Genomic DNA, 26,366 nt, shown 5'->3' on the forward strand with positions numbered 1-26,366 from the left:
ATGTAAAGATTTAGTTTGAGAAAAATAAACAAACTTAAAATATTAAACGATCCAATTTACGGATTTATTACTATACCAAACTCGACAATTTTTGATTTAATAGAGCATAAATATTTTCAAAGGTTGCGACGTATTTCGCAAATGGGTTTGTCATATTTGGTATATCCTGGTGCGCACCATACAAGATTCCATCATGCTATTGGCTGTATGCATTTAATGCAAAAAGCGGTACAAGTACTTCGCTTTAAGGGTGTTAAAATTTCTAAAGAAGAAGAGGAAGCGCTATATATAGCTATTTTGTTACATGATATTGGTCATGGTCCATTTTCTCATGCAATGGAACATAGCATAGTAAATGGTGTATCTCATGAAGAAATTTCTGTGCTTTTTATGCAAAAGTTAAACGAAGAATTTAACGGCGATTTAACACTAGCAATAAAGATTTTTAAAGGCGATTATCATCGTAAGTTTATGCTTCAGTTAATATCTAGCCAAATAGATATGGACCGAGCAGACTATTTAAAACGAGATAGTTTTTATACAGGTGTTTCTGAAGGAAATATAAATAGCGAACGTATAATAACAATGCTTAATGTAAAAGATGATGAGCTGGTTATTGAACATAAAGGTATTTATAGTGTCGAAAAATTTTTAGTAGCAAGGCGTCTTATGTATTGGCAAGTCTATTTACATAAAACAAGTTTAGTAGCAGAACAGCTTGTAATAAGAGTTTTAAAAAGAGCAAAAGAACTAAGTAGGCAAGGCGTAAAATTAGAAGCTAGTAAACCATTACAGTTTTTCTTAAAAAATGAAATAACATTAAACGAATTTGATGATAATTGCTTAGATACTTTTGCCAAATTAGATGATTATGATATCATTTCTGCAATGAAATCTTGGCAGCATCATGAAGATTTTGTGTTGAGTAATCTATGTGAAATGATAATTGATAGACAACTACTTAAAGTAAAGATTAAAAAGAAACCTATAAAAGAAAACATTTTATCTACTCACTTAAAGTCTTTAATGGATAAATATAATATTACAGAGGATGAAGCGAAATATTTTGTGTTTAAAGGAGAAATAAGTAATCAGGCATATACCAGAAGTAAGCAGAATATAAAGATTCTTTATAAGTCAGGAAAAGTTGATGATGTAGTCAAAGCTTCTGACCAATTAAATTTAAAAGCGCTATCAAAAAAGGTAACAAAACATTATATATGTTATCCAAAGCAGAAACTTTAATTCATTTTTTCTATTTTTGCCAATAATGAAATTTACAGCAGAACAAATAGCTGGTATTTTAGAAGGTGTCGTAGAGGGAAATCCTCAAGTAGAAGTTTCTAAATTATCAAAAATAGAAGAAGGGGAAGAAGGTGCATTAACCTTTTTAGCAAACCCTAAATACACACATTATATATATTCTACAAAAGCATCAATTGCTATTGTAAACAATACATTTATACCAGAACAAGACATTAGTTGTACACTAATAAAAGTAGATGACGCTTATAAAGCATTTTCTAAATTATTAGAATACTACAATCAAGTAAAGCTTAATAAATCAGGAATAGAGCAACCTTCTTATATTTCAGATAATGTAAAGCAAGGAGATAATATTTACATAGGTGCATTTACTTATATAGGTAATAATGTTACCTTAGGTAATAATGTGAAAATTTTTCCTAGTAGTTACATAGGAGATAATGTAACTATAGGAGACGATACGGTTGTTTTTTCTGGAGCAAAAGTATATTCAGAATCGATAATAGGTAAAAACTGTGTGATTAATTCTGGAGCCATAATTGGCGCAGATGGTTTTGGTTTTGCACCAGATGAAAACGGAGAATATTCTAAAGTACCGCAAATAGGTAACGTTATTTTAGAAGATTTTGTAGACATAGGAGCAGCAACAACAATAGATAGAGCGACTTTAGGATCTACAATTATAAGAAGAGGCGTAAAGTTAGATAACCAAATACAAATAGCTCACAACGTAGAAATAGGAAAAAACACTGTAATAGCAGCCCAAACAGGTGTTGCTGGTTCTACTAAAATTGGCGAAAATTGCCAAATTGGTGGTCAAGTTGGTATTGTAGGACATATTACCATTGGTAATAATGTAAAAATACAAGCACAATCTGGTATAGGTAGAAATGTAAAAGACAATGAAGTATTACAAGGTTCACCAGCATTATCTTACGGTGATTTTAATAAATCGTATGTATATTTTAAAAACTTACCAAAAATAGTTAAAACTGTAAACGACTTAGAAAAAAACAATAATGGCAATAATTAATACAGACGTCAAACAAAAAACCATTAAAAGTGAAATATCTCTTACAGGTGTTGGTTTACACACAGGTAAAGATGTAACATTAACCTTTAAGCCAGCGCCAGAAAATGCTGGTTTTGCTTTTAAACGTATAGACTTAGAAGGCGCTCCAGTAATTGAAGCAGACGCTAACTATGTTACTAATACACAACGCGGTACTTGTTTAGAAAAAAATGGAGTAACAATCCAGACATGTGAGCATGTTTTAGCGGCATTAGTAGGAATGGGTATTGATAATGCTTTATTAGAATTAGATAATTCTGAACCACCAATAATGGACGGTTCGTCTAAGTTTTTTGTAGAAGCTATAGAAAAAGCTGGTATTGTAGAACAAGAAGCAACAAGAGAAGTATTTGAAGTTACAGACGTTATTTCTTATACAGATGAAGAAACTGGTAGCGAAATTTTAGTTATGCCAGCTTCAGATTACAAGGTTACAACAATGGTAGATTTTGGAACTAAAGTTTTAGGAACTCAAAATGCTACTTTAGATAAAATGGCAGATTTTAAAGATCATATTTCTTGTTCAAGGACTTTTAGTTTTTTACACGAATTAGAATCTTTATTAGAACATGGTTTAATTAAAGGTGGCGATCTAAACAATGCAATTGTGTATGTAGATAAAGAAATATCGCCTAACACTATAGAAAAACTTAAAGTAGCATTTAACAAAGATACTATAGCAGTTAAACCAAATGGTATTTTAGATAACTTAACCTTACATCATCCAAATGAAGCAGCTAGACATAAATTGTTAGATGTTATAGGGGATTTAGCTTTAATAGGAACACATATAAAAGGGAAAGTTATAGCTAATAAACCAGGACATTTTGTAAATACACAATTTGCAAAAAAAATGTCCAAGTTAATTAAAAACGAAAGACGTAACAACGTTCCAAAAGTTGATTTAAACCAAACACCTTTAATGGATGTTAATCAAATTATGGATATGTTACCACATAGACAGCCATTCTTATTATTAGATAAAGTTTTTGAACTTACAGATCAATATGTAATAGGAGCAAAAAATGTAACCATGAATGAAGACTTCTTTAGAGGTCACTTTCCTGGTGCACCAGTAATGCCTGGTGTTTTAATAGTAGAAGCTATGGCGCAAACCGGTGGTATTTTAGTATTAAGTACTGTACCAGATCCTGAAAATTATTTAACATTTTTCATGAAAATGGATAACGTTAAATTCAAACAAAAAGTAATGCCAGGTGATACTTTAATCTTCAAATGCGAATTAATCACACCAATACGTCGTGGTATTTGTCATATGCAAGGTTACGCTTATGCAAACGGTAAATTATGTGCAGAAGCCGAATTAATGGCGCAAATAACTAAAGTTAAAAACGACTAAAAAATGAATCAACCATTAGCATACGTTCATCCTGGAGCGAAAATTGCAAAAAATGTAGTTATAGAACCATTTGCTACTATCCATAATAATGTTACAATTGGAGAAGGCACATGGATAGGTAGTAACGTAACCATCATGGAAGGTGCTAGAATAGGAAAAAACTGTAACATTTTTCCTGGTGCAGTTATTTCTGCAGTACCACAAGATTTAAAATATAACGACGAAGACACATTAACCATTATAGGTGATAATGTAACCATTAGAGAATGTGTTACTATTAATAGAGGTACAACAGATAAAATGAAAACTGTTGTTGGAGATAATTGTTTAATTATGGCGTATTGCCATATAGCACACGACTGTACTGTTGGTAACAACTGTATATTTTCTAATAATAGCACCTTAGCAGGACATATAACAATTGGTGATTATGTTGTTTTAGCAGGTATGACAGCAGTACACCAATTCTGTTCAATTGGTAATCATGCTTTTGTAACAGGTGGATCTTTAGTTCGTAAAGATGTTCCGCCTTTTGTTAAAGCAGCAAGAGAGCCTCTATCTTACGTAGGTATAAATTCTGTTGGTTTAAGACGACGTGGTTTTACAACCGAAAAAATTAGAGAAATTCAAGATATTTTCAGAATTCTTTATCAAAAAAATTATAATAACTCTCAAGCAGCTGCAATTATTGAAGCTGAAATGGAAGCAACTCCAGAACGAGACGAAATCCTTCAGTTTATCAAAAATTCTCATCGTGGAATTATGAAAGGATATTTTACATCAAATTAAAAATTCAAATTAAAAGTAAATAATGGCAACAACATCAGATATTAGAAACGGTTTATGTATTAGATATAACAATGATATATATAAAATCATTGAATTTTTACATGTAAAACCTGGTAAAGGTCCTGCATTTGTTAGAACAAAATTAAAAAGTGTAACTACAGGTAAAGTATTAGATAATACATTTTCTGCAGGTCATAAATTAGACGATGTGAGAGTAGAAACTCATAAGTTTCAATTCTTATATAATGATGGAGAATTCTATCATTTTATGAATGAAGAAGATTATACACAAATTAGACTTTTAGAATCTGCTTTAGATAGACCAGATTTAATGAAAGAAGGAGAAGTGGTTACAATTCAAATTAATTCTGAAGATAATATGCCACTTTCTGTAGATATGCCTGCTACAGTAATTTTAGAAGTAACAGCAACAGAACCTGGAGTTAAAGGTAATACAGCAACAAATGCTACAAAACCAGCAACTGTAGAAACTGGTGCAACTGTAAATGTACCTTTATTTATAAATGAAGGTGATAAAATTAAGGTTGAAACAGAAAAAGGAACTTATAAAGAAAGAGTTAAAGAATAATTTAACTCTTTTGTTTTTTTAAAATGAAATTCCCAAAACCTCATACACTTCAGCAAATAGCGCAACTAATTAATTGCGAGTTTGTTGGCAATGAAAACTTTGAAGTTTTAGGCATGAATGAAATTCATGTTGTAGAACCTGGAGATATCGTATTTGTAGATCATCCAAAATATTACGACAAAGCTTTAAATAGCGCAGCAACAATAATACTTATTAATAAAGAAGTAGATTGTCCAGAAGGAAAAGCTTTATTAATTAGTGATGATCCTTTTAGAGATTTCAATAAGCTAACTAATCATTTTAAACCATTTACACCTTCAAGTTCTGCAATTTCAGATACTGCTAAAATTGGACAAAATACCATAATTCAACCAAACTGTTTTATAGGAAACAACGTAATTATTGGTGATAATTGTGTCATTCATTCTAATGTTAGTATTTATGATGATACGATTATTGGTAATAATGTGACTATTCATGCAGGAAGTGTCTTAGGTGCAAGTGCATTTTATTATAAAAATAGACCAGAAGGGTTTGATCAATTAAAATCTGGAGGTAGAGTTGTAATAAAAGACCATGTAGATATTGGTGCTATGTGTAGTATTGATCGTGGTGTGACTGGTGATACAACAATTGGTGAAGGATCTAAACTGGATAACCAAATACAAGTTGGTCACGATACTGTAATAGGTAAAAAATGCTTAATCGCATCTCAAACAGGAATTGCAGGTTGTTGTATTATTGAAGATGAAGTCACGCTTTGGGGACAAGTTGGTACAACAAGTGGTATAACTATTGGAAAAAAAGCAAATGTTTTAGGGCAAACAGGTGTGACAAAATCTATTGCAGGCGGAAAATCGTATTTTGGTACGCCAATAGAAGAATCTAGAGAGAAACTGAAAGATTTAGCGTACGTCAAAAAAATTCCTGAAATTTTAAAACAATTAAAAGAAAAGTAATGACAGCAAAAGAGGTTGTAAAAACATTTTATAGTTTAGACTTAGCTAAAGATAACGAAGCCATAAAGCATATTCATAAAGATTGCTTATTACATTGGAATAGCAGTAAAGGCTATATGTGTTCTGATTATAAAATGATTAAAGAGCGAATAGAAACCTTAAAAAAAGCATTTCATTCGTTTAATTACAAGCTTAGTCATTTGCTAGAGGATAATAATACAGTAACAGCAAGATATACCATTTATGTAACTTCAATTGAAAAACCAGAAGATGAAGAACCTTTAGCGCATTTTATTTCAATTTGGGAAGTTAAAGATGGACAACTTTATAGAGGACATGAAATAAGTCAGCTAGCAGACGAAAATTCTCAAAATTTAAACTCATTTTCTGAAATTAAAGTTTAAAAATACTTTAGTAATAGCAATCAAAAACTTATTTTTGTTACACAAAAAAATAAAAACATTTAAAAATTCTTAATAATACAAAACATGAGCGTTTTAGTAAACAAAGATTCAAAAATAATAGTTCAAGGTTTTACAGGTAGCGAAGGTACTTTCCACGCTGGTCAAATGATAGAATACGGTACCAACGTTGTTGGTGGTGTAACACCAGGTAAAGGTGGTCAATCTCACTTAGATAGACCTGTATTTAACACAGTATCAGAAGCTGTAGAAAAAGTAGGAGCAGACACTTCAATAATATTTGTTCCACCAGCATTTGCAGCAGATGCTATTATGGAATCGGCAGACGCTGGTATTAAAGTAATTATTTGTATTACAGAAGGAATTCCTGTAGCAGACATGATTAAAGCTGCAGATTATATTAAAGGTAAAGACTGTCGTTTAGTAGGTCCTAACTGTCCAGGTGTAATTACACCTGGTGAAGCAAAAGTTGGTATCATGCCAGGTTTTGTATTCAAACAAGGAAAAGTAGGTATTGTTTCTAAATCAGGAACATTAACTTACGAAGCTGCAGACCAAGTTGTAAAACAAGGTTTAGGTATTACTACAGCAATTGGTATTGGTGGTGATCCAATTATCGGTACTACAACTAAAGAAGCTGTAGAATTATTAATTAATGATCCAGAAACCGAGTGCGTTGTTATGATTGGTGAAATTGGTGGACAATTAGAAGCAGACGCAGCTAATTGGTATAAAGCTTCAGGAAGTAAAAAACCAATCGTTGGATTTATAGCAGGTGAAACTGCGCCAGCTGGTCGTACAATGGGGCACGCAGGAGCAATTGTTGGTGGATCTGATGATACAGCTCAAGCTAAAAAAGATATTATGAGAGATTGCGGAATCCACGTAGTAGATTCTCCAGCAGAAATAGGTAAAAAAGTAGCTGAAGTTATGGGGTAAGCCCAATAACATAAACTATTTAAAGCCTCATAATTTTATGACAATTATGAGGCTTTTTCTTATCAATAACATTCTAAATAACTATATTTGAAATACTAATTGAAAACAGAATTATAAATGAAACTTTTAGAAAATAAAACAGCTATTATTACAGGTGCTTCAAGAGGAATAGGAAAAGGAATAGCACAAGTCTTTGCTCAAAACGGAGCAAATATAGCATTTACATATAGCTCTTCTGTTGAAGCAGCAAATGAATTAGAAGAAGAGTTAAACGCTCTAGGTGTTAAAGCTAAAGGATATCAAAGTAACGCTGCTAGTTTTGAAGAAGCTCAAAAATTAGCAGAAGATGTGTTAGCAGAATTTGGTAGCATTGATGTGTTAGTAAATAATGCCGGTATTACTAAAGATAACTTGTTAATGCGTATGGGCGAAGAAGATTTTGATAAAGTAATCGAAGTAAATCTTAAATCTGTATTTAACATGACAAAAGCTGTACAACGTACTATGCTTAAACAACGTAAAGGATCTATTATCAATATGAGTTCTGTTGTTGGTGTTAAAGGTAATGCAGGACAAACTAACTATGCAGCAAGTAAAGCTGGTATTATTGGTTTTTCTAAGTCTGTAGCTTTAGAGTTAGGTTCTAGAAATATTAGAAGTAACGTAATTGCACCTGGCTTTATCGAAACTGAAATGACAGGAAAATTAGACGAAAAAACTGTGCAAGGTTGGCGTGATGCTATACCATTAAAACGTGGTGGTACGCCAGAAGATATTGCAAATGCTTGTGTATTTTTAGCTAGTGATATGTCTGCTTACGTAACAGGACAAACGATTAACGTTGATGGCGGAATGTTAACGTAAATTTTCATCCTAGATTTTTTTTTGAAATACTATTTATCCATAACAAAATAGTACTTCATATATTAAAAGATGTCTACACAAGATATATTATTAATCATATTAGCAGGATTTATAGCGCTACTTTTAGCGCTTTTCCAGTATAAATACAAAACAAAAAGCGCATTAAAAGACAATGCGTTTTTTGTTTTTTTAAGGTTTTTCACCTTTTTTTCTGTGTTTTTGCTTTTAATTAATCCTAAATTTGAGCAAAATTCTACATATACAGAAAAACCTAATTTAGTTATTGTTGCAGATAATTCAGCGTCTATTTCTCATTTAAAACAAAATGAAAAAGAACTTGAATTTATAAGTCAACTAAAAGAAAATCAAAAGATTAATAATAAGTTTAATGTTGAATATTTCACTTTTGGAAATCAGTTAAACACATCAGGTAATTTAAATTTTAAAGACCAACAAACCAACCTAAATAAAGTATTTAGAGATTTATCAGAAATCTATAAAAATACAACAGCTCCAACACTATTAATTTCTGATGGAAATCAAACTATAGGTAGCGATTATCAATTCTCTGCTAATAACTATAAACAACCGATTTATCCAATCATACTAGGTGATACCATTACGTATTCTGATTTAAAAATTAGTCAGTTAAACGTTAATAAATATGCGTATTTAAAAAATAGATTTCCAGTTGAAGCTATAATTGTTTATAACGGAAATGAAACAGTAACCAAAAACTTTACTATTACACAAAATGGTAAAGCGGTATATTCAAAGACAATTACATTTTCAAAAGACAAATCATCACAAATAATTAATACTACTTTACCAGCATCTTCTGTTGGTGTTAAAAGTTATCAAGCTCAAATAGTTCCAATTTCAACTGAAAAAAATAAGATTAATAATTATAAAAATTTTGCTGTAGAAGTTATTGATCAAAAGACAAAAGTTGCAGTTGTTAGCACTGTTTTGCATCCAGATTTAGGTGCTATTAAAAAAAGCATTGAAAGCAATGAACAGCGCGAAGTTTCATTTTTAAAACCAAATAAAACTTTAAATCAATTAAATGATTTTCAATTAATTATACTATATCAGCCAAACAATTCATTTAAACAATTATATGAAGCTTTAGAAGATCAAAATAAAAATAAATGGGTGATTTCTGGAGTAAAAACAGATTTACGATTCTTAAATTCGGTATCCAAAAATTATAACTTAGAAATCACATCTCAAACCGAAGATTATCAAGCTAACCTTAATCAAAATTATAGCAATTTTATTGTAGATGATATCGATTTTGAAAGCTTTCCACCTTTAAAATCTAACTTTGGCGCACCAGATTTTTCAGTGTCTTACCAATCTATTTTAAACAAAACTGTTTCTGGTATTCCAACAAACGAGCCACTTTTAGCCACTTTTGAAACTAATGGTAGAAGAGAAGCGATTCTTTTTGGAGAAAACCTATGGAAATGGCGTTCTCAAAACTATTTAAATGATCAGTCGTTTGAAGCGTTTGATGCTTTTATTGGAAAAATGGTACAGTATTTAGCTTCAAATCAACGTAAAAATAGGTTAACAGTCGATTATAATTCATTTTATAACGGTAGTGATAATATTGTTATCAGCGCACAATATTTCAATAAAAACTACGAATTTGATGCAACTGAAAACTTAAATATTTCACTTAATAATAAGGAAACTGATCAAGCCATATCTAGACCATTAATATTAAAAAACAACAGTTATCAAGTTAATTTAAATGGTTTAGACGCTGGAGATTACAGTTTTACAGTTAGTTCTACTACAGATAAATTATCATCGTCAGGTAATTTTAAAATTATACCATTTAATGTAGAACAACAATTTTTAAACGCCAATGTAACAAAGCTGCAACAAGTTGCTACTAATAGTAAAGGTCAAGCTTATTTTATTGATAACACTTCTACTTTGGCAGATAGTTTATTATCAGATAATCGTTATCAGCCAATTCTTAAAACCAATAAAAGAGTTGTACCTTTGATAGACTGGTATTATCTACTATTTTTTATAGCATTGTGCTTAGCTTTAGAATGGTTTATCAGGAAATATAAAGGATTAATTTAAAATAAAAATTACAATGGAAAGATTACCAAAAATTGCATTCCCTTTTATTATTGCGGGAGTTATATTTATAATTATAATAGCTAAATCTGCTGTCACCATAGATGCCGGTCATGCTGCTGTTTTATATGAAACTTTAGGAGATGGTGTAGACTCTAATAAAGCACCTTTAGGTCCAGGTTTTCATATAATTGCTCCATGGAATAGAGTTATAGATTATGAAACACGTCAGCAAGAAATTCCAGAAAAAATGTCTGTATTATCATCTAATGGATTAGATATAAAATTAGATGCATCGGTGTTATACGAACCAGATGTTAAAAACTTAGGAAAATTGCATAATGAGAAAGGAGAAAATTATTTAAGCAGAGTTTTACAACCTGCTATAAGAAGTGCTGCAAGAAGTGTAGTAGGTCGTTATACTCCAGAACAATTATATTCTACTAAAAGAGATGCTATTCAAGAAGAAATTTTTGAAGAAACTAGAAAAATTGTAGAAAGTCAATACATTCAACTTAACAATGTTTTGATTAGAGATGTTACGTTACCACCTACAATTAAAGAAGCTATAGAAAGAAAACTTAGACAAGAACAAGAATCTTTAGAGTATGAATTTAGATTAGTTACTGCTGAAAAAGAAGCTCAAAAACAACGTATTGAGGCACAAGGTAAAGCAGATGCTAATAGAATTTTAAGCGCTTCTTTAACAGATAAAATCCTTCAAGATAAGGGTATTGAAGCGACTAATAAATTAGCAGAATCACCTAATAGTAAAGTAGTTATAATAGGTTCTGGTGAAAGTGGAATGCCTATTATTTTAGGTAATCAATAATAATTAAATTAATTTTAACATTTCATAATTTGGAATTTTAAATATTAATTTACAATCTTTGTACAGAACAAAACTAGACATGACTTTTATTCAATTACATCATCATCATTTCCATACTTGCACTCAAGCGAGCTAGAAATGTATTGAATAAAACCAAAATATTTTTAAAACCGTTTGAGTAAATCAAGCGGTTTTTTTTATAACTAAAAACTTCACCAAGATTTACTCAAACACTTTAACAAAAAAAGAAAAATGAGTAAACTAAAAATTGCAATTCAAAAATCAGGACGATTAAATGAGGATTCTATGAAAATCCTTAAAGACGTTGGTATATCTATCGATAATGGTAAAGATCAACTCAAAGCATCGGCTAAAAACTTTCCACTAGAAGTGTTTTATTTGCGTAACGGAGACATTCCGCAGTATTTAAAAGATGGCGTTGTAGACGTCGCTATTATTGGTGAAAATGTTTTAGTAGAAAAAGGGCAAGATATCACTATTGCAGAAAAATTAGGGTTTTCTAGCTGTAAAGTGTCTGTAGCGATTCCTAAAGGGGAAAGCTACAATTCTATTAAAGATTTAGAAGGAAAACGTATCGCAACATCGTATCCAAACACTGTCAACCAATTCTTAAAAGATAACAATGTTAACGCGAATTTACACATTATTAATGGTTCCGTAGAAATAGCACCAAACATTGGACTAGCAGACGCAATTGTAGACATCGTTTCTAGCGGAAGCACCTTATTTAAAAACAATCTTAAAGAAGTTGAAGTCATTTTAAAATCTGAAGCTGTACTTGCAGTTTCACCTCAAATTTCTTCTGATAATCAAGCGATTTTAAACAAGTTACAGTTTAGATTACAATCGGTTTTAAAAGCAAGAAACTCACGCTATGTGTTACTTAATGCGCCAAACAATAAAGTAGACGACATTATAAATATTTTACCAGGAATGAAAAGTCCAACTGTTTTACCACTAGCCGAAGAAGGTTGGAGTTCACTACACTCGGTAATCAATAAAAACGATTTCTGGGAAATTATAGACGAATTAAAAGCCAATGGAGCAGAAGGTATATTAGTTTGTCCAATTGAAAATATGGTGCTCTAAATTCCTGCACAAGCAGGAATCTAATTTTTAAATTAATGTCTGGCTGAGCGCAGTCGAAGCCTAATTAATCGAGAAGAAATGAAAACAATAAAATACCCAAATAAAAATACGTGGTCAGAGCTTTTAAAACGACCAACACAAACCGTTAACGATATAGAAAGTACAGTTAATCAAATTTTTGAAGACGTACAACGCAATGGTGATGCAGCAATAAAAAAGTATACTAGCTTATTTGATGGCGCAGATTTACAATATATTCTTGTAACTGAGCAAGAAATTGAAGACGCATCTGCAGAATTATCTACAGAATTAAAATCTGCGATTAACCAAGCAAAGTCAAATATTGAAACATTTCACAAAGCACAAAAAACAGAAAAGGTAAGTGTAGAAACATCTGTTGGAATTACCTGTTGGCAAGAAAAACGTGCCATTCAAAAAGTTGGAATTTATATTCCTGCTGGTACAGCACCTTTATTTTCAACAGTTTTAATGTTGGCAATTCCTGCAAATATCGCTGGTTGTAAAGAAGTTGTGTTATGTTCGCCACCAAATAAAGACGGTAAAATTGCTAACGAAATTTTATATGCAGCTCAACTTTGTGGTGTGACTAAAATTGTAAAAGTTGGTGGCATTCAAGCGATTGCAGGATTAACATTTGGAACAGAAACTATTCCGCAAGTCTATAAGATTTTTGGTCCAGGAAACCAATTTGTAACCGTAGCAAAGCAATTGGCTACTAAATATGGTGTTGCTATCGATATGCCTGCAGGACCAAGCGAATTGTTGGTTGTTGCAGATGATAGCGCCAATGCAAGTTATGTAGCTTCAGATTTATTAAGTCAAGCAGAACACGGAACTGATAGTCAAGTGATTTTAGTATCAACATCTGAAAATTTGATAAATGAAGTTGAAACTGAAATCAACACACAAATCAAAGCATTACCAAGACAAGACATTGCACAACAAGCTATCAATAATTCAAAATCTATTTTAGTAAAAACTAATGAAGAAGCATTAGATTTAATCAATGATTACGGTCCAGAACACTTTATTGTTGCGACTAAAAACAACGATTTTTATGTTGATGGCATTCAAAATGCAGGTTCGGTATTTATAGGTAATTACACACCAGAAAGTGCTGGCGATTACGCGTCTGGCACCAATCATACCTTACCAACTAATGGATTTAGCAAAGCCTATTCTGGCGTAAATTTAGATAGTTTTACAAAAGCAATTACATTTCAAAACATCACAAAAGAAGGTTTGAAAAATATAGGAAACACCATAGAACTAATGGCAGAAGCTGAAGGTTTACAAGCGCATAAAAATGCAGTTTCAATTAGATTAAAAGATATATAGCAAACGTCACATCGAGTGATTTCGAAGAATGAGAAATTGTATCGAGATGTATAAGTTCTCGATACGATTTTCAAAAGAAAATCACTCGAACTGACGAAAATCAAATTAAATGAAAACAAATTTCAACATAAATAACTTAGTCAGACCAAACATTGCAGCTTTAAAACCGTATTCTTCGGCGAGAGATGAGTTTAAGGATGCAACATCAAACCAAATGATTTTTTTAGATGCAAATGAAAATCCGTTTGAAAATGGTGTAAATCGTTATCCAGATCCTCAACAAAAAGATGTAAAATCGTTATTATCAAACATTAAAAACATTCCAACCGAAAATATTTTATTAGGTAACGGAAGTGATGAAGTGTTAGACTTAATCTTTAGAGCCTTTTGTGAGCCTAATCAAGATAATATCATCACATTACCGCCAACTTACGGTATGTACGACGTATTAGCAAATACAAATGCTATCGACGTTTTAAAGGTTGAATTGGATACAAATTTTCAACCAAAAGTAGACGACATTTTAAATACACAAAATAGCAACACCAAACTATTGTTTTTATGCTCTCCAAACAATCCAACAGCGAATAGTTTTGAAGCTTCAAAAATTGAAAAATTATTAACTAATTTCAATGGAATTGTAGTAATTGATGAAGCATATATCGATTTTTCAGAAGACGAAAGTTGGATATCAAAATTATCAGATTTTCCAAATTTAATAGTTACGCAAACGCTATCTAAAGCTTACGGAATGGCAGGGATCAGACTAGGGATTTGTTATGCATCTACCGAAATTATTTCAATTTTAAATAAAATAAAACCACCATATAACGTCAATCAACTAACGCAGCAAAAGGCAATTCAACGTTTAGAAAAGCAACAAGAGGTTCAAAACGAAATTCAGAATATAATTTCAGAAAGAAGCTTGTTAATTAAAGCCCTAAAGGCGATTACTTGGATTGATATTATATATCCAACACAAGCCAATTTTGTGTTAGTAAAAGTTGATGATGCGACTAAAAGATACAATCAGTTAGTAGAAAAAGGCATTGTTGTTCGTAATAGAACCAATCAACCACTTTGCAACAACTGTTTGCGTTTTACTGTTGGCACGAGTGATGAGAATGAGAAATTGATTGCAGTATTAAAAAATATATAAACGTCACATCGAGTGATTTCGAAGAATGAGAAATTGTATCGAGATGTAAAAGTTCTCGATGTGATTTTCAAAAGAAATTCACTCGAACTGACGAAAACATAGAAAAAAATGAAAAAAGTACTATTTATAGACCGTGACGGCACGTTAATTAAAGAACCAGCAGACGAGCAAATCGATAGTTTTGAGAAGTTGGTGTTTTACCCAAAAGTCTTCACATATTTAAGTAAAATCTCCAAAGAATTAGATTTTGAAATCGTGATGATTACTAATCAAGATGGATTGGGAACGGATGTGTATCCTGAAAATACGTTTTGGCCTGTTCATAATTTTGTGCTTCAATCTTTTGAAAACGAAGGTGTTATTTTTGAAGAACAATTTATCGACAGAACTTTTGCTAAGGATAACGCACCAACTCGAAAACCAAATACAGGTTTGCTAACCAAGTATTTTAGTGAAGATTATGATTTAGAGAATTCGTTTGTCATTGGTGACCGTTTAACCGATGTTGAATTAGCTAAAAATCTGGGTTCGAAGGGTATTTTTATTAACGATAATACCAATTTAGGAACAGACGAAATCACGGTACAACGAGACGCTTTAGACCAGTTTATCGCTTTAGAAAGTAACGATTGGGAAGAAATTTATAAATTCTTAAAAGCTAAAGAACGCACAGGAAGCATCGAGCGAAACACCAATGAAACCAAGATTAAAATCGATTTAAATCTTGACGGAACAGGACAAAGTAATATAGATACTGGCATTGCTTTTTTTGACCATATGTTGGACCAAATTGCACGTCACGGACAATTAGATTTAAACATTAAGGTTGATGGTGATTTAGAAGTAGACGAGCATCACACGATTGAAGATACAGCAATAGCTTTAGGTGAAGTGTTTGCAACTACTTTAGGGAACAAATTAGGGATAGAACGTTACGGTTTTAGTCTTCCAATGGACGATTGTTTTGCGCAAGCAGCAATAGATTTTGGTGGTAGAAACTGGCTGGTTTGGGAAGCCGATTTTAAACGCGAGATGATTGGCAAAATGCCAACCGAAATGTTTTTTCACTTCTTTAAATCCTTTACAGATGGTGCAAAATGCAACCTAAACATCAAAGCAGAAGGCACAAACGAGCATCACAAAATTGAAGCAATTTTTAAAGCATTTGCTAAAGCAATAAAAATGGCTGTAAAACGCGATGTTGAAAAAATGATTTTACCAAGTACAAAAGGAATGTTGTAGTACTTGTCATTCCGTACTTGATACGGAATCTAAAAAAAATGAACAATAATTAATAATATTCCTGCCTTCGCAGGAATGACAATAAATGAAAATAGTCATCATAAATTACGGTGCAGGAAACATCAAAAGCATTCAATTTGCTTTTAAGCGCTTAGGTTTTGAAGCGTTGTTAACTAATAATCCTGAAGAAATTAAAGCAGCAGACAAAGTGATCTTTCCTGGTGTAGGCGAGGCGAGTAGTGCAATGCAAAAGCTAAAAGAATCAGGTTTGGATCATTTGATTCCGCAGTTAAAACAACCAGTTTTAGGAATTTGTTTAGGTATGCAATTAATGTGTAAATCTACAGAAGAAGGACATACAAAAGGTTTAGCCATTTTTGATGTAGATGTAAAACGCTTTTCAAACACAGTAAAAGTGCCACAAATGGGTTGGAACACGATTAATAATCTTCAATCAGATTTGCTTAAAGATATCAAAGAGAATGAATTTATGTATTTGGTGCATAGTTTTTATGCAGAACAATGCAAAGACGCAATCGCAACAACAACTTATGATGTAGAATACGCTTCAGCATTACAGAAAGATAATTTTTACGGTGTGCAATTTCATCCAGAAAAATCATCCTTGGCAGGCGAACAAATCTTAAGAAATTTCATCAATTTATAAAATAATAAAACGATTAGCTAAAAGCAAAAGGCGAAAAAATGAGAATAATACCAGCAATAGATATAATAGAAGGAAAGTGCGTAAGATTAACTAAAGGCGATTACAGCACCACAAAAATGTACAATGAAAACCCGGTAGAAGTAGCCAAGCAATTTGAAGATGCAGGTATAGAATACTTGCATATGGTAGATTTAGAAGGCGCTAAAGCAGACCACGTAGTCAACTATAAAGTGTTAGAAAAGGTTGCGACAAAAACCAATTTAAAAATCGATTTTGGTGGTGGACTTAAATCCGACGACGATGTATTTATAGCATTTAATTCTGGTGCTAAACAAATTACAGGTGGTAGTATAGCAGTAAAAAACACCGACACTTTTTTACGATGGATTAATAAATACGGAACCCAAAAAATCATTCTTGGTGCCGATTGTAAAAACGAGACAATCGCTATTTCTGGTTGGTTAGAAGAAAGTAGTTTAGAGGTTGTTCCGTTTATACAAGACTATCAAAAAAATGGTATTCAATATGTGGTATGTACAGATATTTCAAAAGACGGAATGCTTCAAGGACCATCAGTAGATTTGTATAAAAAAATAATCAACGAATGTACCAATGGTAGCGCAGATCAATCTGTAAAACTAATTGCTTCTGGCGGAGTAACAACTATTGAAGATGTTGAAGTTTTAGCAGACATAGGTTGCGATGGAGTCATAATCGGAAAAGCCATTTACGAAAACAGAATAAGTTTGAAAGAATTAGAACGCTTTTTATAATAAAAAATTAATGTCATTGCGAGTGTAAGCGTGGCAATCTCATTCTTTGTAAAAGATTGCTTCACTATGTTCGCAATGACGAATAGAATTTATGCTAACAAAACGAATCATACCTTGCCTAGATATCAAAAACGGTCGAACCGTTAAAGGCGTTAATTTTGTTAATTTAAGGGACGCAGGCGATCCTGTAGAATTAGCAAAACAGTATGCGGTAAAAGGTGCAGACGAATTGGTGTTTTTAGATATTTCTGCAACTTTAGAAGGTAGAAAAACAATGATTGAAATGGTGCTGAAAGTCGCCGAACAAGTTAATATTCCATTTACTGTTGGTGGTGGAATTTCCAGTGTTGAAGATGTAGATGTACTTTTAAAATCTGGTGCAGATAAAATATCTGTCAATTCTTCAGCAGTAAAACGACCAGAATTGGTAAACGAATTATCAAGTAAATTTGGCAGTCAATGTGTTGTGGTTGCTATAGATGCCAAACAAGTTAATGGACAATGGAAAGTACATTTAGCTGGTGGAAGTATTCCAACCGAATTAGATTTATTTGATTGGGCAAAAGAAGTTGAAACAAGAGGCGCAGGCGAAATCTTATTTACCTCAATGAATAACGACGGAACAAAAAACGGATTTGCAAACGAAGCTTTAGCTAAACTGTCAGAAACTGTAAATATCCCGATAATTGCTTCTGGTGGCGCAGGAACTATTCAGCATTTTACAGATACATTTAAAGAAGGAAAAGCAGATGCAGCTTTGGCTGCAAGTGTATTTCATTTTGGTGAAATTGAAATAAAAAATTTAAAAGAAGAATTAAAGCAGAAAGGTATTTCTGTTAGATTATAAATTTTATCCTGAACTTGATTCAGGATCTCATAAAGCGTAAAAATATAATGAACATAAATTTCAATAAAAACAACGACGGATTAGTCCCTGCAATCATTCAAGATGCAACAACCAAAAATGTGTTAATGTTGGGTTATATGAACGAAGAAGCGTTTAAAAAGACCCAAGACACGAAGTTAGTGACCTTTTTTAGCCGTACAAAAAACCGACTTTGGACCAAAGGAGAAGAAAGTGGTAACGTTTTAAACTTAGTAGATATTAAACTAGACTGCGATAACGATACTTTGTTAGTAACTGTAAATCCAAAAGGACCAACGTGCCACACAGGAAGCGATACGTGTTGGAATGAAGATAATACCGAAACTTATGGATTTTTAACCCAATTAGAAAACACCATACAAAGTAGAGTAGAAGCCGGTAACACAGAAAAATCGTATGTAGCTTCATTATTTGCAAAAGGAATTAATAAAGTAGCTCAAAAAGTTGGTGAAGAAGCTGTAGAAGTTGTAATTGAGGCTAAGGACAATAACGACGATTTATTTTTAAATGAAAGTGCCGATTTGTTATTTCACTATTTAATGTTGTTGCAGGCTAAGAGCTTTAAATTAGAAGATGTTATAAATGTGCTAAAACAAAGAGATAAAAAAAACGCTAGATAGGCATCTAGCGTTTTTTGCTTTATAATTCGTTAACAAGGGTTATTTTAAACTGCGGATAATTTTCTTTTAATTCCTTTTCTAGCCCAATTATATGAGCAGCACCAACAATAACAATATTTCTTGTTTTATCTGAGGCTATAACACTATCACCTATGTTTTTTGCCATACGCATATTTCTTTCGTTCCAGTATTTTTCGCCTTGCTTACAACCATCAGTCATATTTTTTGTGTAAGTAAATGAAGCTAGTTGATGGCTTGTTTTTAAAGATTTTCTCTTATTAGTGTGTTTACCCAAACCTCTAAATATTGCAGGTAAAATTGCCGAGTTATAGTCCTTTTTATTTAGTTTTTTCATAATAGCGTTATTCCCATTATTTTTTCCCTCTTTATAACATTTAGACCAACCTTCATGATATTTATCGTTGGTTCGTTGATCATCCATAGCATTTAATAGTTTAATATTTTGATGTATGGCTAATTTATAAGTAAGATCACCATCTTCATAACGGGTTGGTTTTTTACTTCCTTTTACGCCGTGCTTTAAAATATAACTGTAAAATCCAAAATTAGCATCGTCTCTATGGTAAGCAAATGTTTTCTGTAAATATTGTAAATCTTGTTTGGTCATGGCTGAAAAGTCTTTTTCTAAAAGAGATAAAACTTTAACACTATCTGGCTTAAAAACGTTTTTAATAGAATCTGACAAATGGTAGAATTGCTTATAACTTTTTGACCATCCATTTTTTAAATATGCCCAACTTAAACTGTCATTTCCTTTAGGACTCTCTACATATATTGCTGTCGGATTATATTTTTTGGCACGTCTTAGCATAGGCTTATAACTATGCTTTACAATTTTTGGAACCTTATGCATTGTGCCGACTAAAACAATTTCTTTTTGTACTTGTTGTTGTGCATTTAGGTTGAAAATAGATAGACAAACGATTAAAATTAGCATTACAATAGATTTCATCTTTATTAAATTTTTGATTAAACTTTGATACTGCTAAATTAAAATCTAATCTTGATAAAACCCTTTGTTTTATTGACTTTGGGGCGAAATGTTATGCTGTTGTGGTAGAATTAAACCGTTGTTTTATGCTACTTAAATATGTTTTTGAAATAGGAATTTGGATAGCATGATTTAAAATTAAAAAATACTTTCCTTTTTCGGTTTTCCATTGCTGAAAATGATATGGATTAATAAGATATGAACGATGTGTTCTAATCAATTCGTCAAAAGTTTCATCTATGACTGAAAGTTTATTTCTTATTAAGGTTTTCTTTAATTCATTTCCTGATAGATATAATACTTCAATATAATTATCTGAAGATTGTATGCTAATCAGGTCATTTAAATGCAATCTTATACCTTCAAAATTACCTTCACCTTTAATTTCTATTTTTTGATCTTCAACTTGTTTTTCAAAATATTTACCAAAAGCAAATCTAGCGATTATGATTATAGGTATAATAGTACCAGCTGCAGGTAGTAAAATAGCTTTAAGCATGTAACCCAAAGTGTAAGGGTTTGGAATGCCGTCCATAATTACATATAAGTAGTACAATCTAACAAACGTTAGAGTTATAATGGTATAGGTAAGCAGAAAAAAAATTTCTTTAGCAATAGTCCATTTTTTTATCTTATAAGGCAATAGTTTGTATTGTAAAGGCAAAAATAAAAGATAAGAAATACCGCCAATTATGCCATATCCAGGCAAGTATATTAGTTTTTCTGTATCGCCAAACTCGTCTACGTCCAAAGGTTCTGTAAAATAAAGAAAGACAAAAATCCAAATAGCAAGTAATAAACCTATAATAATATGGTGTTTTAATTTTGGATCAAAAGGATAGTTCATAATTAAAACTTATTCAATTTATAAATAATAAATCCTAAAACAGTTGTAATAACTAATAAAACAAATCCTTTTAAGGTATTGCCATAAATAAAACTTCCAATTGAAAATAATAACGCATATACACCAAAAACACCACAGAAAAAACTAATTGTTTTGTTGCCAAATCCTTTAAATTTTGATTCGTTACCAAAAATTAGAGCATTAAAAGTAGCTAAAGTTTTTGCATCTGTAGGTTGTGTTAGTAAAGTCACGATAATCCAACCAAAAGTCGTAATTACTACACCTAAAACTAATTGCCAATGTCCAGCAATTGTTACCATTGGTGTATCTAATTTTCCGTTTATAAAGAAGAAAACAGCAATTAAAAACGAGATTACCATAGCTGCAATTTCACTGTACGGATTAATTCTGCTCCAAAACCAACGTAAAATAAAAAGTAATCCTGTTCCAGCACCAATTTGAAGTAATAAATTAAATACATCTGCTGCCGATTGTAAATAAAATGAAAATAATGCAGCACATAACATCAATAATACTGTAGAGATACGTCCAACTAAAACCTGCTCTTTATCCGTAGCTTCTGGTTTTAGAAATCGTTTGTAAAAATCGTTTACTATGTAAGAACTTCCCCAATTTAATTGTGTCGAAATAGTACTCATAAACGCTGCAATAAGTGATGTTAAAACAATACCAATTAATCCTGCAGGTAAATACGTCATCATTGCTGCGTAAGCTACATCGTGACCTTGCATTTGCTTTGTAAGGTTGGGAAAGGTTTCTGAGATGGCATTTAAATTAGGAAAAACAACAATTGAAGCCAAACCAACCACAACCCAAGGCCAAGGACGAATTGCATAATGTGCTACATTAAAAAATAGAGTTGCCCAAGTCGCGTGTTTCTCGTTTTTAGCAGCTAGCATACGTTGCGCAATATATCCGCCGCCACCAGGTTCTGCACCAGGATACCACGTGCTCCACCATTGTACTGCTAACGGAATAATAAGTAAAGTAATTAATGCTTCTGTGTTACTAAAATCAGGAAAGAATGCTAATTTATCTACTACATTTTCATTGATTAAAAGATTTTCTATTCCACCAATTTCAGGGATGTTAACTATGTATATTGTAGCCCAAATACTTCCAACCATTGCAATAATAAATTGAATAAAATCGGTAATTAATACACCTTTTAATCCTCCTAAAGTAGAGTAAACAACTACAATAATAGAGGCGTAAAGCAACATTTCTTCTTGTGATATTCCTAATAAAATATTTGCAATTTTTGCACCAGCCAAACATACGCCAGCCATAGTAATAATATTAAAAATTACACCAAGATAGATAGCTCTAAATCCGCGTAAAAAACTAGCAGTTTTTCCGCTATAGCGTAACTCGTAAAACTCTAGATCTGTTGTTATTCCGCTTTTGCGCCATAATCTAGCGTAAAAAAATACGGTTAACATACCTGTTAGTAGCATTGCCCACCAAACCCAGTTTCCAGAAACACCGTTTGTCCTAACTAATTCTGTTACTAATCCTGGTGTATCTGCAGCAAATGTTGTTGCAACCATGCTTACACCAAGTAACCACCAAGGCATGTTTCGGCTTGATAAGAAAAAAGATTTTGTGTCTTTGCCTGCTTGTTTAGAAACAAAAATTCCTATTCCTGCAAATAGAATTAAAAAAAAGACAATTATTACCCAATCTAAAGTAGATAAAACCATAATTATAAATGTTGATAAACAAATCTAAGATTTATTAATAAATAAAAAAGCATTAGAAATTTCTAATGCTTTTTTATAGGAGTTAAAACTTATTACTTAAGCCAACCTTTTGCAATTCCTTTATTTGAAAATACTATTAATAGAATAGCTATTATAGGTATTGAAATTGACATACTTGTATCAAATCCAGACATTTTATCTGAAATTGGTGACATGAAAAACGTGTAAATAGATTGAACGATTACAGCAATAAAAGAAACTATAAAAAAGATGTTAGCTAGTTTTTTTCTCAATAATAATAGGATGCATGCTCCAAATCCAGCAAAAACAGCAATTGCGAATGCAGCAGTATACCAAGCAGGAAAATCTATACTATAAATTTCTTGTTGTTCTGGTGGCATTGCAGCGATAGCTTCTTCGGTTAAAAATGCTTGTCCAATATAAGCTAATACGCCCATTGCATTCCATAATAAAGCAATAATGCTTATTATCCAGAACCAAATTGGAGGTTTTTGTGTGGTGGTTGTCATAATTTTAAAATTTAGTTAGTTTTTTAATGATATACAATTTATAAAATTTTTGCCAATTGAAATGTAATAACTTATTTTCGGCAATAATTATGAAAAAGAAATTTTTTTACGTTATCACCATTCAATACTTAGGCTATCGTTTTCACGGTTGGCAAAAACAACCCAATGTAAAGACGTTACATTTAATGGTAGATCGTACTTTAAATTTCATTTTAAATAAAAAACCATTTAAAACCTTAGTTTCTGGTCGTACTGATGCTATGGTTAGTGCAGAAAACGCTGCTTTTGAGTTATTTTTAGAAGAACCTATTGAAGATTTTGAAGCGTTTTTAGAGTTGTTTAATTACAATTTACCTCAAGACATTCGTGCTAAATCTATAAAAGAAGTAGATAATAAATTTAATATTATTCAATCTTCAAAAACAAAAGAATACATATACATTTTTGCATTTGGTGGTAAATTTCATCCGTTTTGTGCACCAATAATGACTACTATTTTAGATCCGTTGAATATTGAAGTGATGAAAGAAGGCGCAAAACTTTTTGAAGGTAGACATTATCTAAAAAGCTATTGTTTTAGACCAACAGATCATGGTGTTTACGAAAGAGAAATTGATACTTGCGAAATCGTAGAAAACACACTTTACTCTGCAAATTTCTTTCCAGAAAAGACATATATGCTTCGTGTTAGAGGTAAAGGTTTTATGCGTAATCAAATACGATTAATGATGGGTGCATTAATCAATTTAGGTAAAGGAGAACTTACTTTAAACGACATTAAATCTAGCTTAACACCCGAAAACACTGTTGCTATAGATTATGTAGCTCCTGCATCTGGACTTATTCTTCATAAGTTAGAGTTTGATTAAACTGTTAATCGTTTTAACAACTCATTTTTTTCTTAACACAATTTTATGTTAAAAGACTTAGCTATTAGTTAAAGCTAGTTAAATGGCTAGTAATCAATATTGTTTAATTGTAATTTAGAACTGTTAAACAAAATAAACAACCCAAAATATAATATTGATTATGAGTTATTTGAATATGCAAGATGAAAAATTATTACCAGTAGTAATGGATTTAAATACATTATTATCTGACTACCATATGTACTACCAAAAACTAAGAAGTTTTCACTGGAATATATTAGGAAAAAACTTTTTTGACCTACATGAACAGTTTGAAGACATGTACAATGATGCACAAATTAAAATTGATGAAATAGCTGAGCGAATTTTAACACTTAGACATCATCCTGTTAGTAAATTTAGTGATTACATTAAAATAGCTACTGTACAGGAGGAAAGCGCTATGATTTCTGACCAAAAAATGATAGAAACTCTTTTAAACGACCACAAAATTATTTTAGCGCAAATGTCTAGTGTTATAGATTCTGCTGAAAATGCAGGAGATGAAGGTACAATTGATTTAGTTGGTGCTTATATAAGAGAATTAGAAAAAACTAGCTGGATGTTAAATGCTTGGACAAAAAAGTCTACAGAGCAATTAAAGGAAGAAGCAGTAGCTAGCTAATATTTTAGCAATTTAGATACAGTACTAACCTTAAAAATTTAAAATTATGAAAGATCAATTATCCGAAGCATATAATTTATTGATAGATAAATTAGAAGGCTGGTTTAATATAATAGTAACCAATATACCAAACTTAATTTTAGCAATCTTAGTATTATTTGCCGCATATTTTGTTTCAAAATATGTAAACAAATATGTAAGCAAGCTAATGGCTAGAAGAGTAGAACAAAACTCTATAACTAATATGGTAGGACGCATTTCTGCAGTAGTTGTAGTATTAGCTGGATTATTTTTAGCCTTAGGTATATTAAATCTTAGTAAAACATTAACCTCATTATTAGCTGGTGCTGGTGTTGCTGGATTAGCAATTGGATTAGCTTTACAAGGTACATTATCTAACACCTTTGCGGGTATTGTATTGTCTTTTAGAAAGAAAATACAAATAGGACATTGGGTAGAAACTAATGGATTTTCTGGAGAGGTTATGGATATTAACCTTAAAGATTTCACCTTAAAAGAAGCAGATAATAACATTGTAGTTATTCCTAATAAGAAGATTTTAGAAAACCCACTAAAAAACTATACACTAACAACAAAAATGAGAGTGTTTTTAGAGTGCGGTGTTGGATATGAGTCGGATTTAGAACAAGTAGAGCAATTAACTAAAGAAACAATCTGTAACACATTTGATCAGATAGAAAAACCAGAAGATGTAGAGTTTTATTTTACAGAATACGGATCAAGTTCAATCAACTATTTATGCAGATTCTGGATTGATGCCGAAAATGCTCTAGAAAAATTAAGAGCAAAAAGTACAGCAATTATAGAAATTAAAAAAGCATACGATAAGGCGGACATTAACATTCCGTTCCCTATCAGAACACTTCAATTTGATAATAAGTTATCATTTGAAGCACAAAATTTAGAGAAACAATTCTCTAACAACTAAAAGCAAAGTGCTGTTAGTTTAATATTAACCATTTAAAACCAAAAAATTATGTTACGTTGGACAATCACATTTATCATTATCGCAATTATAGCCGGAATCTTAGGATTTGGAGGCGTTGCAGGAGCAGCTGCAGGAATTGCTAAAATCTTATTCTTTGTCTTTTTAGTGTTATTTGTAGTATCACTATTAAGAGGAGCAACTAGATAAATACTAGTCAACTAATCAGTTACTTAAAATAATTTAGAAGCAAAAATAAGCTAGCTGATTAGTTCTATTTATTAACCAATAAAAACCAAAAAACGATGAAAAAATTAGTATACACCTTCTTAATCTTGTTCTCACTAACCACAGTGTTTACAAGTTGTAGAGAAGAAAAGAAAACACCAGAAGAAAAAATTGAAGAAACTATGGATGAAATGCAAGACGACATTGATGAAGCTTCAGACGATGTTAAAGATGCAATGGAAGACGTAGAAGATGAAATTGAAGAAGTTAAAGAAGAAAGCAAAGCAGAAGTCGAAGAAATGACTGATGAACAATAAATATTAACCACTAAAAACCAAATATTATGAAATTTACTTTAAAAAAATCTATTTATGCATTTATTTTAATGTTCTCATTAGCAGCAGCATTTACATCTTGTAGAGAAGAAAAATCTACAGGAGAAAAAGTAGAAGATACTGTAGAAGATGTTGCAGATGATGTAGAAGATGCAGTAGATTAATAACTACATAAATTGCTATGAAACAAAAAAACCTCAGTT

General features: G+C 31.5%; 29 protein-coding genes. 25 read left to right on the forward strand and 4 right to left on the reverse strand.

Features of this window, described 5'->3' with window-relative positions:
- Positions 1–15: 15 nt before the first annotated feature.
- The 19 genes from H574_RS0102105 to hisIE all read left to right on the forward strand — a co-directional run bounded on the left by H574_RS0102105 (position 16) and on the right by hisIE (position 19,008).
- The gene (locus H574_RS0102105) at positions 16–1,245 is read left to right on the forward strand and encodes an HD domain-containing protein (protein ID WP_027878966.1); all 1,230 of its coding nucleotides are present in this window, start codon (positions 16–18) and stop codon (positions 1,243–1,245) included.
- A 25-nt stretch (positions 1,246–1,270) separates the two neighbouring features.
- The gene (gene lpxD / locus H574_RS0102110) at positions 1,271–2,299 is read left to right on the forward strand and encodes a UDP-3-O-(3-hydroxymyristoyl)glucosamine N-acyltransferase (protein ID WP_027878967.1); all 1,029 of its coding nucleotides are present in this window, start codon (positions 1,271–1,273) and stop codon (positions 2,297–2,299) included.
- Positions 2,286–3,698, forward strand: coding sequence for a bifunctional UDP-3-O-[3-hydroxymyristoyl] N-acetylglucosamine deacetylase/3-hydroxyacyl-ACP dehydratase (locus H574_RS0102115; protein ID WP_027878968.1), 1,413 nt, complete (start codon positions 2,286–2,288; stop codon positions 3,696–3,698). The genes lpxD and H574_RS0102115 overlap by 14 nt, the downstream gene beginning before the upstream one ends.
- Positions 3,699–3,701: 3 nt before the next feature.
- Entirely contained in the window at positions 3,702–4,487 is a 786-nt protein-coding gene (gene lpxA / locus H574_RS0102120; RefSeq protein WP_027878969.1) for an acyl-ACP--UDP-N-acetylglucosamine O-acyltransferase, read from the forward strand.
- 22 nt (positions 4,488–4,509) lie between these two features.
- Positions 4,510–5,076: an elongation factor P gene (gene efp, locus H574_RS0102125; protein WP_027878970.1), complete on the forward strand. Its 567-nt coding sequence runs from the start codon at positions 4,510–4,512 to the stop codon at positions 5,074–5,076.
- A gap of 23 nt (positions 5,077–5,099) precedes the next feature.
- Positions 5,100–6,035, forward strand: a complete 936-nt coding sequence (locus tag H574_RS0102130; protein ID WP_027878971.1) for a UDP-3-O-(3-hydroxymyristoyl)glucosamine N-acyltransferase — start codon at positions 5,100–5,102, stop codon at positions 6,033–6,035.
- On the forward strand, positions 6,035–6,439 hold the full coding sequence (locus H574_RS0102135) for a nuclear transport factor 2 family protein (RefSeq protein ID WP_027878972.1): 405 nt from the start codon (positions 6,035–6,037) through the stop codon (positions 6,437–6,439). The genes H574_RS0102130 and H574_RS0102135 overlap by 1 nt, the downstream gene beginning before the upstream one ends.
- Positions 6,440–6,523: 84 nt before the next feature.
- Complete coding sequence (gene sucD, locus H574_RS0102140; protein ID WP_027878973.1) at positions 6,524–7,396, forward strand: succinate--CoA ligase subunit alpha; 873 nt, start codon at positions 6,524–6,526, stop codon at positions 7,394–7,396.
- Positions 7,397–7,513: 117 nt separating this feature from the next.
- On the forward strand, positions 7,514–8,260 hold the full coding sequence (gene fabG / locus H574_RS0102145; RefSeq protein ID WP_027878974.1) for a 3-oxoacyl-[acyl-carrier-protein] reductase: 747 nt from the start codon (positions 7,514–7,516) through the stop codon (positions 8,258–8,260).
- A gap of 69 nt (positions 8,261–8,329) precedes the next feature.
- A complete protein-coding gene (locus H574_RS0102150) occupies positions 8,330–10,363 on the forward strand; it encodes a hypothetical protein (RefSeq protein ID WP_027878975.1) in 2,034 nt (677 codons plus the stop codon).
- Positions 10,364–10,376: 13 nt separating this feature from the next.
- The gene (locus tag H574_RS0102155) at positions 10,377–11,192 is read left to right on the forward strand and encodes a prohibitin family protein (RefSeq protein ID WP_027878976.1); all 816 of its coding nucleotides are present in this window, start codon (positions 10,377–10,379) and stop codon (positions 11,190–11,192) included.
- A 252-nt stretch (positions 11,193–11,444) separates the two neighbouring features.
- Positions 11,445–12,302, forward strand: coding sequence for an ATP phosphoribosyltransferase (hisG, locus tag H574_RS0102160; RefSeq protein ID WP_027878977.1), 858 nt, complete (start codon positions 11,445–11,447; stop codon positions 12,300–12,302).
- A 78-nt stretch (positions 12,303–12,380) separates the two neighbouring features.
- Positions 12,381–13,661 carry a histidinol dehydrogenase gene (gene hisD / locus H574_RS0102165; RefSeq protein WP_027878978.1) on the forward strand — a complete coding sequence of 427 codons (1,281 nt, stop codon included), beginning with the start codon at positions 12,381–12,383 and terminating at the stop codon, positions 13,659–13,661.
- 109 nt (positions 13,662–13,770) lie between these two features.
- Positions 13,771–14,820, forward strand: coding sequence for a histidinol-phosphate transaminase (hisC, locus tag H574_RS0102170; RefSeq protein WP_027878979.1), 1,050 nt, complete (start codon positions 13,771–13,773; stop codon positions 14,818–14,820).
- Between the two features lie 108 nt (positions 14,821–14,928).
- The gene (gene hisB / locus H574_RS0102175) at positions 14,929–16,062 is read left to right on the forward strand and encodes a bifunctional histidinol-phosphatase/imidazoleglycerol-phosphate dehydratase HisB (RefSeq protein WP_027878980.1); all 1,134 of its coding nucleotides are present in this window, start codon (positions 14,929–14,931) and stop codon (positions 16,060–16,062) included.
- A gap of 85 nt (positions 16,063–16,147) precedes the next feature.
- Positions 16,148–16,729 (forward strand): imidazole glycerol phosphate synthase subunit HisH, encoded by a 582-nt coding sequence (gene hisH / locus H574_RS0102180; RefSeq protein WP_027878981.1) that lies wholly within the window; start codon positions 16,148–16,150, stop codon positions 16,727–16,729.
- Positions 16,730–16,767: 38 nt separating this feature from the next.
- Positions 16,768–17,502, forward strand: coding sequence for a 1-(5-phosphoribosyl)-5-[(5-phosphoribosylamino)methylideneamino]imidazole-4-carboxamide isomerase (gene hisA, locus H574_RS0102185; protein WP_027878982.1), 735 nt, complete (start codon positions 16,768–16,770; stop codon positions 17,500–17,502).
- 91 nt (positions 17,503–17,593) lie between these two features.
- Positions 17,594–18,349, forward strand: coding sequence for an imidazole glycerol phosphate synthase subunit HisF (gene hisF, locus H574_RS0102190; protein WP_027878983.1), 756 nt, complete (start codon positions 17,594–17,596; stop codon positions 18,347–18,349).
- Positions 18,350–18,396: 47 nt separating this feature from the next.
- The gene (gene hisIE / locus H574_RS0102195; RefSeq protein WP_027878984.1) at positions 18,397–19,008 is read left to right on the forward strand and encodes a bifunctional phosphoribosyl-AMP cyclohydrolase/phosphoribosyl-ATP diphosphatase HisIE; all 612 of its coding nucleotides are present in this window, start codon (positions 18,397–18,399) and stop codon (positions 19,006–19,008) included.
- Positions 19,009–19,027: 19 nt separating this feature from the next.
- Here the strand turns inward: hisIE and H574_RS0102200 are convergent, their stop codons facing one another.
- The 4 genes from H574_RS0102200 to H574_RS0102215 all read right to left on the reverse strand — a co-directional run bounded on the left by H574_RS0102200 (position 19,028) and on the right by H574_RS0102215 (position 23,121).
- Entirely contained in the window at positions 19,028–19,981 is a 954-nt protein-coding gene (locus tag H574_RS0102200; protein ID WP_027878985.1) for a DUF5694 domain-containing protein, read from the reverse strand.
- A gap of 91 nt (positions 19,982–20,072) precedes the next feature.
- Positions 20,073–20,867: a LytTR family DNA-binding domain-containing protein gene (locus tag H574_RS0102205; protein WP_027878986.1), complete on the reverse strand. Its 795-nt coding sequence runs from the start codon at positions 20,865–20,867 to the stop codon at positions 20,073–20,075.
- Positions 20,868–20,869: 2 nt separating this feature from the next.
- Complete coding sequence (locus H574_RS0102210; RefSeq protein ID WP_027878987.1) at positions 20,870–22,591, reverse strand: sodium:solute symporter family protein; 1,722 nt, start codon at positions 22,589–22,591, stop codon at positions 20,870–20,872.
- A gap of 92 nt (positions 22,592–22,683) precedes the next feature.
- Positions 22,684–23,121, reverse strand: a complete 438-nt coding sequence (locus tag H574_RS0102215) for a hypothetical protein (RefSeq protein WP_027878988.1) — start codon at positions 23,119–23,121, stop codon at positions 22,684–22,686.
- A gap of 89 nt (positions 23,122–23,210) precedes the next feature.
- On the opposite strand from H574_RS0102215, the gene H574_RS0102220 reads away from it, so the two are divergent.
- The 6 genes from H574_RS0102220 to H574_RS14735 all read left to right on the forward strand — a co-directional run bounded on the left by H574_RS0102220 (position 23,211) and on the right by H574_RS14735 (position 26,327).
- The gene (locus tag H574_RS0102220) at positions 23,211–23,990 is read left to right on the forward strand and encodes a tRNA pseudouridine synthase A (protein ID WP_036226912.1); all 780 of its coding nucleotides are present in this window, start codon (positions 23,211–23,213) and stop codon (positions 23,988–23,990) included.
- A gap of 160 nt (positions 23,991–24,150) precedes the next feature.
- Entirely contained in the window at positions 24,151–24,654 is a 504-nt protein-coding gene (locus tag H574_RS0102225) for a Dps family protein (RefSeq protein ID WP_027878990.1), read from the forward strand.
- 46 nt (positions 24,655–24,700) lie between these two features.
- Positions 24,701–25,603, forward strand: a complete 903-nt coding sequence (locus tag H574_RS0102230; protein ID WP_027878991.1) for a mechanosensitive ion channel family protein — start codon at positions 24,701–24,703, stop codon at positions 25,601–25,603.
- A gap of 48 nt (positions 25,604–25,651) precedes the next feature.
- Positions 25,652–25,810 (forward strand): DUF1328 family protein, encoded by a 159-nt coding sequence (locus tag H574_RS14525; protein WP_027878992.1) that lies wholly within the window; start codon positions 25,652–25,654, stop codon positions 25,808–25,810.
- A 95-nt stretch (positions 25,811–25,905) separates the two neighbouring features.
- Positions 25,906–26,145 (forward strand): DUF2746 domain-containing protein, encoded by a 240-nt coding sequence (locus tag H574_RS0102240; protein ID WP_027878993.1) that lies wholly within the window; start codon positions 25,906–25,908, stop codon positions 26,143–26,145.
- 26 nt (positions 26,146–26,171) lie between these two features.
- Positions 26,172–26,327 carry a hypothetical protein gene (locus H574_RS14735; protein WP_169558268.1) on the forward strand — a complete coding sequence of 52 codons (156 nt, stop codon included), beginning with the start codon at positions 26,172–26,174 and terminating at the stop codon, positions 26,325–26,327.
- Positions 26,328–26,366: the final 39 nt, after the last annotated feature.

The sequence above is a fragment of the Mesoflavibacter zeaxanthinifaciens DSM 18436 genome (assembly GCF_000422365.1).
Lineage (GTDB): Bacteria > Bacteroidota > Bacteroidia > Flavobacteriales > Flavobacteriaceae > Mesoflavibacter > Mesoflavibacter zeaxanthinifaciens.

Coding starts and splice junctions, on each gene's coding strand:
- H574_RS0102210 (WP_027878987.1), bottom strand. CDS start 22,591: ATGGTTTTATCTACTTTAGATTGGGTAATAATTGTCTTTTTTTTAATT.
- H574_RS0102230 (WP_027878991.1), top strand. CDS start 24,701: ATGAAAGATCAATTATCCGAAGCATATAATTTATTGATAGATAAATTA.
- hisC (WP_027878979.1), top strand. CDS start 13,771: ATGAAAACAAATTTCAACATAAATAACTTAGTCAGACCAAACATTGCA.
- hisG (WP_027878977.1), top strand. CDS start 11,445: ATGAGTAAACTAAAAATTGCAATTCAAAAATCAGGACGATTAAATGAG.
- hisA (WP_027878982.1), top strand. CDS start 16,768: ATGAGAATAATACCAGCAATAGATATAATAGAAGGAAAGTGCGTAAGA.
- H574_RS14525 (WP_027878992.1), top strand. CDS start 25,652: ATGTTACGTTGGACAATCACATTTATCATTATCGCAATTATAGCCGGA.
- fabG (WP_027878974.1), top strand. CDS start 7,514: ATGAAACTTTTAGAAAATAAAACAGCTATTATTACAGGTGCTTCAAGA.
- H574_RS14735 (WP_169558268.1), top strand. CDS start 26,172: ATGAAATTTACTTTAAAAAAATCTATTTATGCATTTATTTTAATGTTC.
- hisB (WP_027878980.1), top strand. CDS start 14,929: ATGAAAAAAGTACTATTTATAGACCGTGACGGCACGTTAATTAAAGAA.
- sucD (WP_027878973.1), top strand. CDS start 6,524: ATGAGCGTTTTAGTAAACAAAGATTCAAAAATAATAGTTCAAGGTTTT.
- H574_RS0102205 (WP_027878986.1), bottom strand. CDS start 20,867: ATGAACTATCCTTTTGATCCAAAATTAAAACACCATATTATTATAGGT.
- lpxD (WP_027878967.1), top strand. CDS start 1,271: ATGAAATTTACAGCAGAACAAATAGCTGGTATTTTAGAAGGTGTCGTA.
- H574_RS0102225 (WP_027878990.1), top strand. CDS start 24,151: ATGAGTTATTTGAATATGCAAGATGAAAAATTATTACCAGTAGTAATG.
- hisIE (WP_027878984.1), top strand. CDS start 18,397: ATGAACATAAATTTCAATAAAAACAACGACGGATTAGTCCCTGCAATC.
- lpxA (WP_027878969.1), top strand. CDS start 3,702: ATGAATCAACCATTAGCATACGTTCATCCTGGAGCGAAAATTGCAAAA.
- hisD (WP_027878978.1), top strand. CDS start 12,381: ATGAAAACAATAAAATACCCAAATAAAAATACGTGGTCAGAGCTTTTA.
- efp (WP_027878970.1), top strand. CDS start 4,510: ATGGCAACAACATCAGATATTAGAAACGGTTTATGTATTAGATATAAC.
- H574_RS0102150 (WP_027878975.1), top strand. CDS start 8,330: ATGTCTACACAAGATATATTATTAATCATATTAGCAGGATTTATAGCG.
- H574_RS0102115 (WP_027878968.1), top strand. CDS start 2,286: ATGGCAATAATTAATACAGACGTCAAACAAAAAACCATTAAAAGTGAA.
- H574_RS0102135 (WP_027878972.1), top strand. CDS start 6,035: ATGACAGCAAAAGAGGTTGTAAAAACATTTTATAGTTTAGACTTAGCT.
- H574_RS0102130 (WP_027878971.1), top strand. CDS start 5,100: ATGAAATTCCCAAAACCTCATACACTTCAGCAAATAGCGCAACTAATT.
- hisH (WP_027878981.1), top strand. CDS start 16,148: ATGAAAATAGTCATCATAAATTACGGTGCAGGAAACATCAAAAGCATT.
- H574_RS0102220 (WP_036226912.1), top strand. CDS start 23,211: ATGAAAAAGAAATTTTTTTACGTTATCACCATTCAATACTTAGGCTAT.
- H574_RS0102155 (WP_027878976.1), top strand. CDS start 10,377: ATGGAAAGATTACCAAAAATTGCATTCCCTTTTATTATTGCGGGAGTT.
- H574_RS0102200 (WP_027878985.1), bottom strand. CDS start 19,981: ATGAAATCTATTGTAATGCTAATTTTAATCGTTTGTCTATCTATTTTC.
- H574_RS0102215 (WP_027878988.1), bottom strand. CDS start 23,121: ATGACAACCACCACACAAAAACCTCCAATTTGGTTCTGGATAATAAGC.
- H574_RS0102240 (WP_027878993.1), top strand. CDS start 25,906: ATGAAAAAATTAGTATACACCTTCTTAATCTTGTTCTCACTAACCACA.
- hisF (WP_027878983.1), top strand. CDS start 17,594: ATGCTAACAAAACGAATCATACCTTGCCTAGATATCAAAAACGGTCGA.